The sequence below is a fragment of the Aquamicrobium aerolatum DSM 21857 genome (assembly GCF_900113935.1).
Taxonomy (GTDB): Bacteria; Pseudomonadota; Alphaproteobacteria; order Rhizobiales; family Rhizobiaceae; genus Aerobium; species Aerobium aerolatum.
Window position 1 is genome coordinate 218,223 of record NZ_FORF01000001.1, and the last position, 15,602, is coordinate 233,824.

Consider the following 15,602-nt stretch of genomic DNA (forward strand, 5'->3'; position numbering starts at 1 on the left):
CGCAAGGTGCGAATCTGAAAGATTGCGATACGCTTCAAGAAAAAACGCCCGGCGCTGCCGGGCGTTTTTCATGGTCGGGAGATTACCGCTTGCCTTCCTGCACCAGCGCAAAAATATTACCGCTGCGTGTTCCCGAGCGGCAATAGGCGAGCACGGGTTTAGGCAGTGCCTCGATTGCCGACGCCTGGTCGCTGACGTTTTCCTGCGTCATCTGTCCGCTGATCACCGGAATGTAGCGGAATTCAAGACCTGCCTCACGTGCGGCAGTCTCGATTTCCGTGTGAGCGACCGCACCATCTTCGTTGTCCGGACGGTTGGCAATGACGCTCTTGAAGCCCGCAGCTTTGATGAGTGGAATATGTTCGATACCCACCTGCGGCGAGACCGAATAGTCTTCGGTGATCTGACGAATTTCCATGGCAACGTCCTAAGCTGAGAATGTGCGGAACATCTATGCCCTCGCGTCCCTCTTGCCAAGGGACGCGAGCGCGTAAAGCCAACACGAATAACAGGAGCAACGCAGCCTAAAGCGTGTCGCACGCCTGTCTCCCGAAACCGGGTCCGACTTTCAGGGGACGTGCTTCAAGCCGCCAGCAGGCCACCCATCGCAGCCAGCGCGCGCAGGTGATAATCCGCATCGCCATGAGCGATATTGAGCATCGTCATGCGCTTGAAATAATGTCCGACTGCATATTCCATCGTCATGCCGACGCCGCCATGCAGCTGGATGGCGTTTTCGCCGACGATCTTGCCGCCCCGGCCGATCTCGGCCTTGGCCGCGTGTATCGCGCGGGTGCGCTCGGTGGCATCGTCGCTGTCGGCCATCATCGTGGCGTAAAGCGATATGGACCGCGCCTGTTCAATCGCGACGAACATGTCGACGGCGGCGTGTTGCAGCACCTGGAACTGGCCGATAGCGACACCGAACTGCTTGCGCACCTTCAGATAGTCCACCGTCAGCGCGTGCATCGCCGACATCACGCCGATGGACTCGGCGGCAAGGGCCGCGATGCCGGTGTCGACGACGCGGCGCACCAGTGGCAAGCCGTTTTCAGCATCGCCGAACACCGCCTCGGCCCCGACCGCCACATTGTCGAACGTCACTTCGGCGGCACGCAGGCCATCCTGCGTGCGGTAGCCACGCACGGTGACGCCTTGCGCCGTGGCGTCAACGAGAAACACGCCGATGCCGTTTTCATCGCGGACATCGCCGGCCGTACGTGCGGTGACGAACAGTTTGTCGGCGCAGTCGCCATGCAGCACGACGCTTTTCTGGCCGTTGAGCACATAGCCCGAACCGTCCTTGCGAGCTGTCGTCTCGACATGGTGCAAATCGAAGCGCGAGTTGCGCTCGACCTGCGCGAACGCAAGCTTGAGCGCGCCTTCAGCCACGGCCGGGATGTACCGCGCCCGCTGGTCATCATTGCCGCCGTAGCGCAGGAACGCGCCGCCGAGGATCGCGGTGGTGAAATACGGCTCCAGCGCCAGCGCCTTGCCGAGCGATTCCATCACGATGGCCGTTTCCACGGCTGTGCCGCCAAGCCCGCCATCTTCTTCCGCGAAGGGCAGGGCGAGCAGGCCCATCTCGGTGTACTGGCTCCACAATTGCGGGCTCCAGCCTTCGGCGCTCGCCATGTAGCGCTTGCGGTCCTCGAAGCCGTATGTGTCGCCAAGCAGACGATCGAGCGAATCCTTGAGGATCGACTGTTCTTCGGAAAGATCGAAATCCATGCTGTGTTCCTCTCTTTCCTAGAGCCCGAGAACGGCTTTGGCGATGATGTTCTTCTGGATCTCGTTCGATCCGCCATAGATCGAGACCTTCCGGAAATTGAAATAACCCGGTGCGGCCGAGGCAGCATAATCCGGCTCAATCGGCAGTTCGTTGGAGCCGTCGATTTCGTCCTCATGATAGGGCAATGCGTGCGGTCCCATCACTTCCATCAGCAGCGCCGTCGTTGCCTGCTGGATTTCCGAGCCCTTGATCTTCAGGATCGACGAGGCCGGGTCGGGCTTGCCGGTATTGCCGCGCTTGGCGTCGGCAGCGACCACACGCAATTGCGTCAGCTCCAGCGCTTTCAGCTCGATCTCGACGGCGGTCAGCTTCTCGATGAAGCGCGGATCGTCCAGCAACGGACGTCCACCCGACAGTTCCAGCGCCGCCAGCTCGCGGATGCGGGCAATGCGCTGCTTCGACATGCCGACGCGGGCAATGTTGGTGCGTTCATTGCCGAGCAGGAATTTTGCGTAGTCCCAGCCCTTGTTTTCTTCACCAACCAGATTTTCGACCGGCACGCGCACATCGGTGAGGAATACTTCGTTGACCTCATGGCCGCCGTCGATGGTCTGGATCGGACGTACTTCGACGCCCGGCGTCTTCATGTCGATCAGCAGGAACGAGATGCCGGACTGCTTTTTCGCCTCCGGGTCGGTGCGCACCAGGCAGAAGATCCAGTCGGCAAACTGGCCGAGCGTGGTCCAGGTTTTCTGGCCGTTGACGACATAATGGTCGCCGTCGCGCACCGCGCGGGTTTTCAGCGAAGCAAGGTCCGAGCCCGCGCCGGGCTCGGAGAAGCCCTGACACCACCAATCGTCGAGATTGGCGATACGGGGCAGGTAATGCGCCTTCTGCCCCGCGTTGCCGAAGGTGGCGATCACCGGTCCGACCATGTTGACGCCGAAGGCCAGCGGCTGCGGCGCCGGCCATTTCTGCGTCTCTTCGAGGAAGATGTACTGCTTCATCGGATCCCAGCCGGTGCCGCCATGCTCGACCGGCCAGTGCGGCACTGCCCAGCCTTTTTCGTTGAGAACACGCGACCAGAAGACGAGGTCTTCCTTGCGCACCTTCTCCCCGTCGATCAGGCGAGCGCGAATCTCTTCCGGCAGGTTTTCCGTGAGAAAAGCCCGCACTTCGTCGCGAAATGCCAGCTGTTCGTCCGTGTAACGCAGGTCCATCTTCCCCTCCGACTCAGTTGATCTCGAACAGGCCGGCAGCGCCTTGACCGCCGCCGATGCACATGGTCACCACGGCATATTTCACGCCGCGACGCTTGCCCTCGATCAGCGCATGGCCGGCCAGACGCGAGCCGCTCATGCCATAGGGGTGGCCGACTGCAATCGCGCCGCCATTGACGTTGAGCTTGGCCGGGTCGATGCCGAGACGGTCGCGGCAGTAGAGCACCTGCACGGCAAACGCTTCGTTCAGCTCCCACAGGCCGATATCGTCGACTTTCAGGCCGTGACGTTCGAGCAGACGCGGCACCGCGAAGACCGGGCCGATGCCCATTTCGTCGGGCTCGCAACCCGCGACGGCAAAGCCTCGGAAGATGCCGAGCGGCTGCAGCCCACGCTTTTCGGCTTCCTTCGAGTTCATGATGACATTGGCCGACGCGCCGTCCGAGAGCTGGCTTGCGTTGCCTGCCGTGATCGTTCCGCCTTCGCGCACGGTCCTGAGGCCAGCAAGGCCTTCCGCTGTGGTGTCGGCGCGCGGACCTTCGTCGTGGGCAAGTTCGATGTCGCGGTGACTGATCTCTTTGGTCTCTTTGTCGATCACAGCCATCCGCGTCTTGATCGGCGCGATTTCGGCATCGAACAGCCCGGCTTCGCGAGCAGCGGCAACACGGCGCTGGCTTTCGAGGCCGTATTCATCCTGACGCTCGCGTGAGATGCCATATCGCGTCGCCACCACTTCCGCAGTGTCAATCATCGGCATGTAGACGTCAGCGGCAGGTCCGGTGAGCGTCTTGTTGACGAGGCGATAGCGATTCATGTGATCGTTCTGCACGAGGCTGATCGACTCCAGTCCACCTGCAATGCCCGCCATCACGCCATCATTGCGGATCGCGTTGGCCAGAAGCGCCATTGACTGCAGGCCCGACGAGCACTGGCGGTCGATGGTGGTGCCGGCAACCGTCACCGGCAGACCGGCGACGAGCAGCGAGCGTCGTGCGACGTTGAGGCCGGTTGTGCCTTCCTGCATGGCGCAGCCCATCACCACGTCTTCGATCTCGCCCCCGTCGAGGCCGGAGCGCTCGAGCGCATGCTTGATCGCGTGGGCACCAAGTGTTGAACCATCGGTGTCGTTGAATGCGCCGCGATAGGCTTTGCCGATCGGGGTGCGGGCGGTGGAAACGATGACGGCTTCAGCCATGATGAGGATCTCCTTGAACTGTCAAAACAAAGCGGCCCATGGTTGTGAAGCCATGGGCCGTTCCAAAAATCAGGCTTTCATCGCTGCAAAGCTGCCGCCGGTTTCCGCCAACGAGCGCAGCAGCGGCGCGGGGTCGAACACAGCTTTGCCGGTCTTGGCATGCCAGTGGTCGAGCTGCGCGACGATCTTCGACAGACCTTCGAGGTCGGCCCAGAACATCGGTCCGCCCTTGCCGACGGGGAAGCCATAGCCGTTGATCCAGACAATATCGATGTCGGACGGACGCGCGGCGATCTTCTCTTCCAGAATGCGCGCGCCTTCGTTGACCATCGGATAGATCGTGCGCTCGATGATCTCCTGATCCGAAATCTCACGGCGCGCGATGCCAAGTTCCTTGGTCTTGTCTTCGATTAGCGCCGCGATTTCCGGGTCTGGCTTGGGCGTGCGTGAGCCGTTCTCGTAGAGATACATGCCCTTGCCGGTCTTCTGGCCGAACCGGCCCATCTCGCAGACGGCGTCGCCGATGACAGCGGTCTTGCCGAGCGACTTGCGGTTGCGCCAGCCAATGTCGAGACCAGCCAGGTCCCACATCGCAAACGGCCCCATCACGAAGCCGAAATCGGTGAACACGCGGTCGATCTGCTCTGGCGAAGCGCCCTCCAGCAGCAGCGCTTCAAGGTCTTCGCCGCGCGCACCAAGCATGCGGTTGCCGACGAAGCCGTGGCAGACGCCGACGACGACCGGAACCTTGGCGATCTTGCGGCCGAGCTGAAGCGCGGTCAGCACCACGTCAGCAGCGGTTTCCTTGCCGCGCACGATCTCCAGGAGCTTCATCACATTGGCGGGCGAGAAGAAGTGCAGGCCAATGACGTCCTGTGGACGGCTGGTGTTGGCGGCAATCGCGTCGACGTCGAGATAGGACGTGTTAGTGGCAAGAATCGCGCCCGGCTTGGCGACAGCTTCGATCTTGGCGAACACGTCCTTCTTCACCGACATTTCCTCGAACACCGCTTCGATGATGAGGTCGCAATCGGAAAGGTCGGCATAGTCGGTCGTGCGCGAGAAGCTGGCCATACGCTTGGCCTTGGCCTCTTCGGTCAGCGACCCGCGCGAAACCGAGATGCCATAGTTCTTTTCGATGGTGGCAAAGCCACGGTCGAGCGCCTCGTCGCTCATCTCCAGAATGGTGACCGGCAATCCGCCGTTGACGAACGCCATGGCAATGCCGCCGCCCATCGTGCCGGCGCCGATGACGCCGACCTTGGCGATGTTGCGCGGCTGCACGTCCTTGCCGATTCCCGGCACCTTGGCGGCTTCGCGCTCGGCGAAGAACAGATGGCGCTGGGCGCGCGACTGGTCACCGGACACCAGCTTGATAAACAGCTCGCGCTCCTTGGCCAGCGCTTCGTCGAAGGGCAGCGTGATGGCGTTGCGCACCGACTGGGCGCATGCCAGCGGCGCGTCGAGGCCACGCGATTTCTTGGTCGCTTCCTTGGCCGCCGCGTCGAATGCGGCAAGATCATTGCGCGCTGCTACCAGCTTGTCGTCACGGGCGCTCACCGGGATATGCGGACCACCCTCGGTGGCTTTGCCTTTTGCGAATTTCACGGCTTCTGCCGTGAGGTCACTCTCGACCACGGCATCGACGACACCGGCAGCCAGTGCCTGCGCCGCACCGATTGGCGTGCCTGAAACGATCATTTTGACGGCGGTTTCCGGGCCGGTCAGGCGCGGCAGGCGGATCGTGCCGCCGGCGCCCGGCAGCAAGCCGAGCTTTACTTCCGGCAGGCCGACCTTCGCGCCCTTGTCGGCCACGCGGTAGTGGCATGACATTGCCAGTTCGAGCCCGCCGCCAAGCGTGGTGCCGTGAATGGCGGCTACGACAGGCTTGGGCAGGGATTCCAGCAGGCTGCACAGTTCCGGCAGGCTCGGGCTTGCCAGTGCTTTTTCGGAGCCAAACTCGCTGATATCAGCGCCGGAAACAAAGGTGCGTCCCGCGCAGGCGAGCACGACGCCCTCGACCGAGGCGTCGTCGCGCGCGGCTTCGATGGCCTTGTAGAGCGGCTGGCGCAGGTGAAAGCTCATGGCATTCACCGGCGGGTTGTCGATCATGATGATCGCAATGCCACCCTCGTGGGTCACTGTGACGTATTCGCTCATTCTATCAGTCCCTGTTCAACGCCAATGGGAGTTGGCAAATTGGCAAATAAGTTTGCGGCGTGGTCAGTGCCAGCCAGCTTCACTCAGGAAGCTTCCGATCAGCCGCGAGGTTTCCACCGGCTGTTCTACGCAAGGTATGTGGCCGGCATCGCGCACCAGCTCAAATCGCGCACCCTTGATGAGTGCCGCCGTCGAGCGCACCAGGTCAGGGGGAGTAGACCCGTCCTGATCTCCAACGATGCATAAAACTGGAATCGTCAGCGCCCGCGTCGTTTCGGTGTAGTCGGCATCGCGCAAAGCTGCGCAGGTTCCGGCATAGCCGTCGACTGTGGTACGGGTAAGCATCGCCGTGTAGCCGACGAAATCAGCGTTTTCGGGCACGCGATAGGCGGGCGTGAACCAGCGTTCCATGATCGCATCGCCCATCGACGCAATGCCGTTGGCGGTTACGGCATCAATGCGGGCGTTCCACATCTCGGCGGTGCCGATCTTGTGTGCCGTGTCGCACAGCACCAGCACGCGCACGAGGTCTGGCCGCCGGGAGGCCAACCCTTGCGCGATCATGCCGCCGACCGAAAGGCCGACGACAGCGGCTGCGTCCACGCCCAGATGGTCGAGCAGTGCAGCCAGATCGTTGACATGATCGTCCATCCGGTACGGTGCGGGCGTCGCTTCCGAAAGGCCGTGTCCGCGCTTGTCATAAAGGACGACACGGTAACGATCGGTCAGTGAAGCGACGACCTCGTCCCAGATGCGGAAGTCGGTCCCGAGGGAGTTGGAAAAGACGACGACAGGCCCATCTGCCTTGCCGCGTACGTCGTGGTGCAAAACGACGTCATTTACGCGTGCAAACGCCATGGCAGTTCCTCCCCTTCCTGAAACATACCGGCTAGTATGTTGCAGGTGCGAAGTCGGAGTCAATCACGATGTGACAAATTCAGAACTGTGCGGGGTTGCTCAGGTCGAGTTCGTCCGGCAAGGGCGCGAAATACGCGTCGACATCGGCATCCGACACGGCTTCCAGCGTCGCCGGCTGCCATTTCGGCGCATTGTCCTTGTCGATGATGACGGCGCGCACACCTTCATAGAAATCGGTGCCATCGGCGATCCGCGTGACGATGCGATACTCGATGCGCATGCACTCTTCGAAGTCGGCCTTGGCGCCATCCTGCATCTGGCGTAGGGCGATCTTCAGGCTGGTCGGTGATTTGGCGCGCATCATCGCGGCCTGCTTCTGCGCCCATTCGGCGTGATCGCCAGTTTCGGCGTCAAGGCGCGCGAGAATTTCTTCCACCGTGTCTGCAGCAAAGCAGCGGTTGATAACATCGAGCACAGCCTGCGTCGGTCCTGCCTGCGGCGTGGTGGCAAAGCGCGCCAGCGTTTTGTCGGGGTTGCCATCGGCGCACAATGCGTCGAGCACCGCGTCCATATCGGCGGACGCGACCGCATGCGTTGCAATGCCGCCCCACAGCGCATCGGATTGGCCAAGGCGTGCAGTGGTCAGCGCCAGCCAGGTGCCGACCTTGCCCGGCATGCGCGGCAGGAAATAGGTGCCGCCAACGTCAGGGAAGAAGCCGATTCCGGTTTCGGGCATCGCAAACATCAGCCGCTCGCCGACGACGCGGTGGCTGCCATGCACGGCCACGCCCGCACCGCCGCCCATCATGATGCCTTCGATCAGCGCCACATAGGGCTTCGGATATTCCTTGATATAAGTATTGAGGATATATTCCTCGCGGTAGAAGACGCGCATCGCCGGGTCTTTCGCGATGCCCCATTCGTGCAATTCGCGGATGTCACCACCAGCGGAGAACGCCTTTTCGCCCGCAGCGCGAATGATGACGAGTTCGACGCTGTCGTCGCTCGCCCATGCCACCATCTGCGGGTGCATCAGGCTGACCATCGTGCCGCTCAGCGCGTTCAGCGCCTTCGGACGGTTCAGCGTGATGATCCCGGCGCGACCGCGCTTTTCAAACAGGATCTCTGGCTCGGCGACAAGGGAATTGGTCATCTTGGGTTCCTCTCGAAATTTACGCGGCACAATAGCCGCTCGGGCCGGACTTGGAAGAGCAGGCCGAAAGGTGACAGGGCGAGTGGGGCCTATTCGTTTCGCCGCTTTCCTTGCATCAGGTCGAGCACCGCGCGTGCCGCGTCGAGGACATTGGTGCCCGGACCGAAAACAGCGGCAACGCCATTGTCCAGCAGGAATTGGTAATCCTGTCTTGGAACCACACCGCCGACGACGACGATCACCTCCGACGCGCCCCGTGCCTTCAGGGCTTCGACAAGTTGCGGCGCCAGTGTCTTGTGGCCAGCCGCGAGCGACGACATGCCCACGACGTGAACCTTGCTGGCAACGGCAAGGTCTGCGGCCTCTTCAGGTGTCTGGAACAGCGGGCCAGCGATCACCTCGAACCCGATGTCGCCGAAGGCTGAGGCGATGATCTTGGCGCCCCGATCATGGCCGTCCTGACCGAGCTTGGCGACGAGAAGTTTCGGCGTTTCTCCAAGCACCTTGGCGAAATCTTCGAGGCGCTGGGTCAGCGTTTCATATTCCGGCTCACCTGCATAGGCCGCGCCGTAGACCTTGCGCACGACTTTCGGTACCGCCGCATGATCGCCGAACGCATCACGCAGCGCGTCGGAAATTTCACCCAGCGTGGCGCGCGCGCGTGCCGCCTCAACAGCCGCTTCAAGGATGTTGCCTTCGCCAGTCTGTGCCACCTTGCGCAGGGCGTCGATGGTGTCCTGCCATTTTTTCGGATCGCGCTGGCGGCGCATCTTTTCGATGCGGGCGATCTGCGCCTCGCGCACCGCCGCATTGTCGATGTCGAGAATGTCGAGATCGTCTTCCTGCTCGAGCCGGTATTTGTTGACACCGACAATCACTTCGTCGCCGCGGTCGATGGCGGCCTGCTTGCGGGTTGCGGCCTCCTCGATCAGGCGCTTGGGCAGGCCTTCATTGACCGCCTTGGTCATGCCGCCCATCGCTTCGACTTCCTCGATCAGCGCCCAGGCCTTTTCGGCGAGTTCATTGGTGAGGTTTTCGACATAGTAGGAGCCCGCCAGTGGATCGACCACTTTAGTCACACCGGTCTCGTGCTGGAGAATGAGCTGGGTGTTGCGGGCGATACGCGCCGAAAATTCGGTCGGCAGCGCAATCGCCTCGTCAAGCGCGTTGGTATGCAGCGACTGGGTGCCGCCGAGTGCTGCCGACAGGGCTTCATAGGCAGTGCGAATAACGTTGTTGTACGGATCCTGCTCCTGCAGCGACACGCCGGAGGTCTGGCAGTGTGTACGCAGCATCAGCGAGCCAGGTTTCTTCGGATTGAACTCCTCCATGATCCGCGTCCACAGAAGACGCGCAGCACGCAGCTTGGCGGCTTCCATGAAGAAATTCATGCCGATGGCGAAGAAGAAGGACAGCCGCCCGGCAAACGCATCGACATCGAGGCCTTTTGCCAGCGCGGCGCGGACATATTCGCGCCCGTCGGCGAGTGTGAATGCCAGTTCCTGAACCAGCGTCGCTCCCGCCTCCTGCATGTGATAGCCGGAGATGGAGATCGAATTGAACTTCGGCATCTCCTTTGCCGTGTATTCGATGATATCCGCAATGATGCGCATCGAAGGCTCGGGCGGGTAAATATAAGTGTTGCGGACCATGAACTCCTTGAGGATGTCGTTCTGGATGGTCCCGGACAGTTGCGCGCGCGAGACGCCCTGTTCTTCGCCGGCAACGATGAAGTTGGCGAGGATCGGAATCACCGCGCCGTTCATCGTCATCGACACGGAAATCTCGCCAAGCGGAATGCCGTCGAACAGGATTTTCATATCCTCGACGGAATCGATCGCGACGCCCGCCTTGCCGACATCGCCGACCACCCGCGGATGGTCGCTGTCATAGCCTCGGTGCGTTGCAAGGTCGAACGCCACCGAAACGCCCTGCTGGCCTGCTGCGAGCGCCTTGCGGTAAAACGCGTTCGACGCCTCGGCGGTCGAGAACCCCGCATATTGGCGGATCGTCCACGGACGGCCCGTATACATCGTGGCGCGCGGGCCGCGCACAAAGGGCTTGATGCCCGGCAGCGAATCCAAATGTTCGATGCCCTGAAGATCGTCCGCCGTGTAGAGCGGCTTGACCGCAATGCCTTCCGGCGTTTCCCAGGTCAGCGTATCAGGGTCGCGTTTGACTTCTTTTTCTGCCAGCGCCCGCCATTTGTCGAGATCTGGATTGGTCATCACTCGAACTCCATGATGAGTTCGTCGACAGCGAGACTGGAGCCTGGCTCGACCGCCACGCGCTTGACGATCCCGCGGCGCTCGGCGCGCAGCACGTTCTCCATCTTCATGGCCTCGACCGTGGCCAGCGCCTGACCTTCCTGCACTTCGTCACCTGCATTGACAGCGATGATGGTCACCACGCCGGGCATCGGACACAGCAGCATTTTTGAGGTGTCTGGTGGCAGCTTTTCAGGCATCAGGCGCGCAAGCTCTGCCGTGCGCGGTGCGCGAACATAGGTCTTTACGTCGATGCCCTGCCAGCGCAGGCAAAGCCAGGAGCCGTTTTGTTGCACCTTGACGCCAATGCGTCGTCCGCCAACGATGAAATGGGCGTGGCTACGGCCCGGCAACCAGTTGGACGTGATGGACAGCGACGTGTCGTCATCAAAGCCGACGATTGTCTTGCTGCCGTCCTCCTTTACAGTGACCGTCAGTTCACCCGATCCGTTCAATTTCACCGACCAGTCTCGGCCAACCTTGCGCGGATGGTTTGCGAGAACGCCGGAAATGAGGACCGCACGTTTCTGGATGCGGTGGTTGATAAAGGCCGCCACCGCTGCCAGCGTGCGCGCCTGCTGGTCGCTTGGCACAACGCCACCAAAGCCTTCCGGCCATTCCTCCGCAATGAACGCTGTCGTGATATGGCCGGACTGAAAGCGCGGATGTTCCATGACCGCAGAGAGAAACGGCAGATTGTGACCGATCCCTTCGACCTCAAAGTCGTCCAGCGCTGCCGACATCGCTTCGACCGCCTTGTCGCGCGTCGGTGCCCAGGTGCACAGCTTCGCGATCATCGGATCGTAGTACATTGAGATCTCGCCGCCTTCGAACACGCCAGTGTCGTTGCGGATGATTGAGCCGTCGTCCTGCGTCCCTTCTTCGGGCGGCGCATAGCGCGTCAGACGACCGATTGAAGGCAGAAAATTGCGATATGGATCTTCGGCGTAAAGACGGCTTTCAATCGCCCAGCCATTCAGCTTGACGTCATTCTGCCCGATCTTCAGCTTTTCGCCCGCTGCAACGCGGATCATTTCTTCCACGAGGTCGATGCCGGTGATCAGTTCCGTCACCGGATGCTCGACCTGCAGGCGCGTGTTCATTTCGAGGAAGTAGAAGTTGCGCTCGCCATCGACGATAAATTCTACTGTCCCAGCGGAGTGATAGCCGACTGCCTTCGACAGCGCGACTGCCTGCTCACCCATTGCCTTGCGGGTGGCTTCATCGAGGAAGGGCGAGGGCGCTTCTTCGACAACCTTCTGGTTGCGGCGCTGGATCGAGCATTCGCGTTCGCCGAGATAAAGTACCGTGCCATGCTTGTCGCCGAGCACCTGGATTTCAATGTGACGCGGCTGCGTGACGAATTTTTCGATAAAGATGCGGTCGTCACCGAAGGACGACTTCGCTTCGTTCTTGGAAGACTGGAAGCCTTCGCGCGCTTCGGCATCGTTCCACGCGATACGCATGCCCTTGCCACCGCCGCCCGCAGACGCCTTGATCATCACCGGATAGCCGATGGACTTTGAGATGCGGACAGCTTCTTCTGCGTCCTCGATCAGTCCCATGTGGCCGGGGACGGTCGAAACGCCTGCTTCCGCCGCCAGCTTTTTGGAGGTGATCTTGTCGCCCATCGCTTCGATCGCGCCGACTGGCGGCCCCACAAAGGCAACGCCTTCCTTGTCGAGAGCCTCGGCAAACTTTGAGTTCTCCGACAGGAAGCCGTAGCCGGGATGCACCGCATCAGCGCCGGTCTGACGGATCGCATCTATGATCTTTTCGATGACAATGTAGGACTGGTTCGACGGTGCAGGGCCGATGTGAACGGCTTCGTCTGCCATCTTTACATGCAAGGCGTCGCGGTCTGCGTCCGAATAGACAGCGACCGTAGCGATGCCAAGCTTCTTGGCGGTCTTGATGACCCGGCAGGCGATTTCACCGCGATTTGCGATCAGGATCTTCTTGAACATGTCAGACGGTTTTCTCTGTCGGTACGGCGCAGGCCGGATTGAAGTGAGACGAACGATTTGCAGTGTTCAGCCGGATCATCATCATACCTCCATCACGTCATGAAACGCTTCGGGCATGCTCGTACGGGCAACGCTTTCATCAATCTGAAGCATCGTGTCGTAGGATGTGGGGTCGAAGTCATCGTCTGCCGGAACCACCTCGCGGCCAAGCAGGTAATTGAGACGTCCGGCATCAAGATTTCCGCGCTCAAACGGCTCTGCTCCAAAATAGTGCCACAGAGCGTGCAGGAACGCTGCGTCGACCAGATATTCGGGCGAGCCCCGCCTTGCCTTGCGGGGCAGCGCCTTAATCGGCGTGACGCCCTTGGGGTTCGCCCGACGAATGGTGAATTGATACCCGGTTCCCGGCATCCCAGAAGGAAAGCCGCGGTGTTTGGTCATGTCCGGCAGTTTAGCCATCAGTGATATCCTCAGGCCTTGCCGGTCTTGTCTTGGGTTTTCGTGTCGAAATCCGCAGCATCGTGGCGTTCGTGCAGTTGGGTTGCGGGGTTGCCTGACGTCTTGTTGACCATCGATCCACGCTTCACGGCTGGGCGGTCGCCGACCTGTTTCGTCCAGCGTTGAACATGCTCGTATTCGTGGGTCGACAGGAATGTGCCTGCGTCTTCATAGGACTGGTTAAGGGCAAGGCGGCCATACCATGGCCAGATCGCCATGTCGGCGATCGTGTAGTCGCTGCCTGCCATATATTCGTTGTCAGCAAGATGGCGATTCAGCACGTCCATCTGGCGCTTGACCTCCATCGCATAGCGATCGATTGCATACTGGATCTTCATTGGCGCGTAGGCGAAGAAGTGGCCGAAGCCGCCGCCGAGGAACGGCGCAGACCCCATCTGCCAGAAGAGCCAGTTCATCGTCTCGGTGCGGGTACGCAGGTTCGTCGGCAGAAAAGCGCCAAACTTCTCCGCGAGATAAACGAGGATCGAGCCGGATTCGAAAACGCGCAGCGGCTCGCCGCCGCCCTTCGGAGCATGGTCTGCCAGTGCAGGGATTTTCGAGTTCGGATTGATCACGACAAAGCCGGAGCCAAATTGATCGCCGTCGCCGATCTTGATCAGCCACGCGTCGTATTCGGCGTCTTTATGGCCGGCGGCAAGCAGCTCTTCGAGCATGATCGTCACTTTGACGCCGTTTGGCGTGCCGAGCGAATAAAGTTGAAGCGGATGTTTGCCGACCGGCAGTTCCTTCTCATGAGTCGGGCCGGAGATCGGACGATTGATGCTGGCAAAAGCACCGCCGTTGGCGTTTTCCGATGTCCAGACCTTCGCTGGAACGTAGCCTGCAGGCAGGTTGTTTTCAGGTGGAAACTTGGTGTTGTCAGTCATTTGGGCCTCACAGGGGCATGGTGTCGTGCTTCTTCCAGGGTTGCTCCTGCTTCTTGGTGCGAAGCATCGCGAACGCGCGGGCAATACGCCTTCTGGAAGAATGAGGCATGATCACCTCGTCGATAAAGCCGCGTTCGGCAGCCTTGAATGGATTGGCGAAGTTGATTTCGTATTCCTTGGTGCGTTCGGCAATCTTTTCTGGATCGCCAAGTTCCGACCGATAGAGAATTTCCGTCGCGCCCTTGGCACCCATCACTGCGATCTCTGCGGTGGGCCAGGCATAGTTGATATCCGCGCCGATATGTTTGGATGCCATCACGTCATAGGCACCGCCATAAGCCTTGCGGGTAATGAGCGTCACCATCGGCACAGTTGCCTGGCTGTAGGCAAACAGCAGCTTGGCACCGTGCTTGATAACGCCGCCATATTCCTGTGCGGTGCCCGGAAGAAAGCCCGGAACGTCGACGAGCGTGAGCAGCGGAATGTGGAAGGCGTCGCAAAAACGCACGAAACGGGCGGCTTTGCGCGAAGAATCGATATCGAGGCAACCGGCGAGCACCATCGGCTGATTGGCGATGACGCCGACCGTCTGGCCTTCGATGCGCATCAGCCCGGTGATGATGTTGCGGGCGAACGCCTCCTGGATCTCGAAGAAATCACCCTCGTCGGCAAGCGTGAGGATGAGTTCCTTCATGTCGTAGGGCTTGTTGGCGGAATCCGGGATCAACGTGTCGAGCCGCATGTCGACGCGGGCGGGATCATCGTGGAATGGCCTGACCGGTGGCTTTTCTCGGTTCGAAAGCGGCAGAAAGTCGAACAAACGGCGTGTTTGTTCCAAAGCTTCGACATCGTCGTCATAGGCACCGTCAGCGACTGACGATTTCTGCGTATGGGTCCGCGCACCGCCAAGCTCCTCTGCGGTAACTATTTCATTAGTCACGGTTTTGACGACATCCGGTCCGGTGACAAACATGTAGGACGAGTCGCGCACCATGAAGATGAAGTCGGTCATCGCCGGCGAATAGACCGCGCCACCGGCGCACGGGCCCATAATGACGGAGATTTGTGGGATGACTCCAGAGGCTTCTGCGTTACGGCGGAAGACTTCGGCATAACCTGCGAGCGAGGCGACGCCTTCCTGAATTCGCGCGCCGCCCGAATCGTTCAGGCCGATGACAGGCGCACCGTTGCGCACCGCCATGTCCATGATCTTGCAGATTTTTTGCGCGTGGGTCTCCGACAGGGAGCCGCCGAGAACGGTGAAGTCTTGCGAAAAGACGTACACCAGACGACCATTGATCGTGCCCCAGCCCGTGACGACGCCGTCGCCGGGATATTTTTGCGAAGCCATGTCGAAATCGACGGCGCGGTGGGCGACGTAAAGGTCGAATTCTTCAAAAGATCCTTCATCCAGAAGGACTTCGATCCGTTCGCGCGCGGTCAGCTTGCCCTTTGCATGTTGCGTGGCGATGCGCTTTTCGCCACCGCCTGCCCATGCTTGCGCACGACGATCTGCCAATTGTTCCAATATGTTACGCACAGCGTGACCCTCGCAGACCTTAGAATTTATTCAAAACGGATTTCTTGGTGGTCTTTTCGATCCGTTTTTTGGTTTTCCAGCTCAATAAAGCGCATAAACGCTTCAGGGGAAATGAAAAGACTTGA

General features: G+C 60.5%; 12 protein-coding genes. All 12 read right to left on the minus strand.

What is annotated here, in order from left to right; all coding sequences use genetic code 11:
* Window positions 1-82 precede the first annotated feature (82 nt).
* The 12 genes from BMZ42_RS01040 to BMZ42_RS01095 all read right to left on the minus strand — a co-directional run bounded on the left by BMZ42_RS01040 (window position 83) and on the right by BMZ42_RS01095 (window position 15,477).
* The gene (locus tag BMZ42_RS01040; protein WP_091517610.1) at window positions 83-418 is read right to left on the minus strand and encodes a protein tyrosine phosphatase family protein; all 336 of its coding nucleotides are present in this window, start codon (window positions 416-418) and stop codon (window positions 83-85) included.
* A gap of 164 nt (window positions 419-582) precedes the next feature.
* A complete protein-coding gene (locus BMZ42_RS01045; protein WP_091517612.1) occupies window positions 583-1,731 on the minus strand; it encodes an acyl-CoA dehydrogenase family protein in 1,149 nt (382 codons plus the stop codon).
* 18 nt (window positions 1,732-1,749) lie between these two features.
* Window positions 1,750-2,952, minus strand: a complete 1,203-nt coding sequence (pimC, locus tag BMZ42_RS01050; protein ID WP_091517613.1) for a pimeloyl-CoA dehydrogenase large subunit — start codon at window positions 2,950-2,952, stop codon at window positions 1,750-1,752.
* Window positions 2,953-2,965: 13 nt separating this feature from the next.
* The gene (locus BMZ42_RS01055; RefSeq protein WP_091517615.1) at window positions 2,966-4,147 is read right to left on the minus strand and encodes an acetyl-CoA C-acyltransferase; all 1,182 of its coding nucleotides are present in this window, start codon (window positions 4,145-4,147) and stop codon (window positions 2,966-2,968) included.
* Between the two features lie 69 nt (window positions 4,148-4,216).
* Entirely contained in the window at window positions 4,217-6,307 is a 2,091-nt protein-coding gene (locus BMZ42_RS01060) for a 3-hydroxyacyl-CoA dehydrogenase NAD-binding domain-containing protein (protein ID WP_091517617.1), read from the minus strand.
* A gap of 63 nt (window positions 6,308-6,370) precedes the next feature.
* Window positions 6,371-7,165 carry a 3-oxoadipate enol-lactonase gene (gene pcaD / locus BMZ42_RS01065; RefSeq protein WP_091517618.1) on the minus strand — a complete coding sequence of 265 codons (795 nt, stop codon included), beginning with the start codon at window positions 7,163-7,165 and terminating at the stop codon, window positions 6,371-6,373.
* Between the two features lie 79 nt (window positions 7,166-7,244).
* On the minus strand, window positions 7,245-8,318 hold the full coding sequence (locus BMZ42_RS01070) for an enoyl-CoA hydratase/isomerase family protein (RefSeq protein ID WP_091517620.1): 1,074 nt from the start codon (window positions 8,316-8,318) through the stop codon (window positions 7,245-7,247).
* A gap of 89 nt (window positions 8,319-8,407) precedes the next feature.
* A complete protein-coding gene (gene scpA, locus BMZ42_RS01075) occupies window positions 8,408-10,546 on the minus strand; it encodes a methylmalonyl-CoA mutase (RefSeq protein WP_091517621.1) in 2,139 nt (712 codons plus the stop codon).
* The gene (locus tag BMZ42_RS01080) at window positions 10,546-12,552 is read right to left on the minus strand and encodes an acetyl-CoA carboxylase biotin carboxylase subunit (protein WP_091517623.1); all 2,007 of its coding nucleotides are present in this window, start codon (window positions 12,550-12,552) and stop codon (window positions 10,546-10,548) included. Before BMZ42_RS01080 ends, scpA begins: the two co-directional genes overlap by 1 nt.
* 81 nt (window positions 12,553-12,633) lie before the next feature.
* Complete coding sequence (locus tag BMZ42_RS01085; protein WP_091517625.1) at window positions 12,634-13,011, minus strand: hypothetical protein; 378 nt, start codon at window positions 13,009-13,011, stop codon at window positions 12,634-12,636.
* Between the two features lie 11 nt (window positions 13,012-13,022).
* Window positions 13,023-13,937 (minus strand): glutathione-dependent disulfide-bond oxidoreductase, encoded by a 915-nt coding sequence (gene yghU / locus BMZ42_RS01090; RefSeq protein ID WP_091517626.1) that lies wholly within the window; start codon window positions 13,935-13,937, stop codon window positions 13,023-13,025.
* A 7-nt stretch (window positions 13,938-13,944) separates the two neighbouring features.
* Complete coding sequence (locus BMZ42_RS01095; protein WP_091517628.1) at window positions 13,945-15,477, minus strand: acyl-CoA carboxylase subunit beta; 1,533 nt, start codon at window positions 15,475-15,477, stop codon at window positions 13,945-13,947.
* Window positions 15,478-15,602 lie beyond the last annotated feature (125 nt).

Coding starts and splice junctions, on each gene's coding strand:
- BMZ42_RS01055 (WP_091517615.1), bottom strand. CDS start 4,147: ATGGCTGAAGCCGTCATCGTTTCCACCGCCCGCACCCCGATCGGCAAA.
- BMZ42_RS01085 (WP_091517625.1), bottom strand. CDS start 13,011: ATGGCTAAACTGCCGGACATGACCAAACACCGCGGCTTTCCTTCTGGG.
- BMZ42_RS01040 (WP_091517610.1), bottom strand. CDS start 418: ATGGAAATTCGTCAGATCACCGAAGACTATTCGGTCTCGCCGCAGGTG.
- BMZ42_RS01070 (WP_091517620.1), bottom strand. CDS start 8,318: ATGACCAATTCCCTTGTCGCCGAGCCAGAGATCCTGTTTGAAAAGCGC.
- scpA (WP_091517621.1), bottom strand. CDS start 10,546: ATGACCAATCCAGATCTCGACAAATGGCGGGCGCTGGCAGAAAAAGAA.
- pimC (WP_091517613.1), bottom strand. CDS start 2,952: ATGGACCTGCGTTACACGGACGAACAGCTGGCATTTCGCGACGAAGTG.
- yghU (WP_091517626.1), bottom strand. CDS start 13,937: ATGACTGACAACACCAAGTTTCCACCTGAAAACAACCTGCCTGCAGGC.
- BMZ42_RS01060 (WP_091517617.1), bottom strand. CDS start 6,307: ATGAGCGAATACGTCACAGTGACCCACGAGGGTGGCATTGCGATCATC.
- BMZ42_RS01045 (WP_091517612.1), bottom strand. CDS start 1,731: ATGGATTTCGATCTTTCCGAAGAACAGTCGATCCTCAAGGATTCGCTC.
- pcaD (WP_091517618.1), bottom strand. CDS start 7,165: ATGGCGTTTGCACGCGTAAATGACGTCGTTTTGCACCACGACGTACGC.
- BMZ42_RS01080 (WP_091517623.1), bottom strand. CDS start 12,552: ATGTTCAAGAAGATCCTGATCGCAAATCGCGGTGAAATCGCCTGCCGG.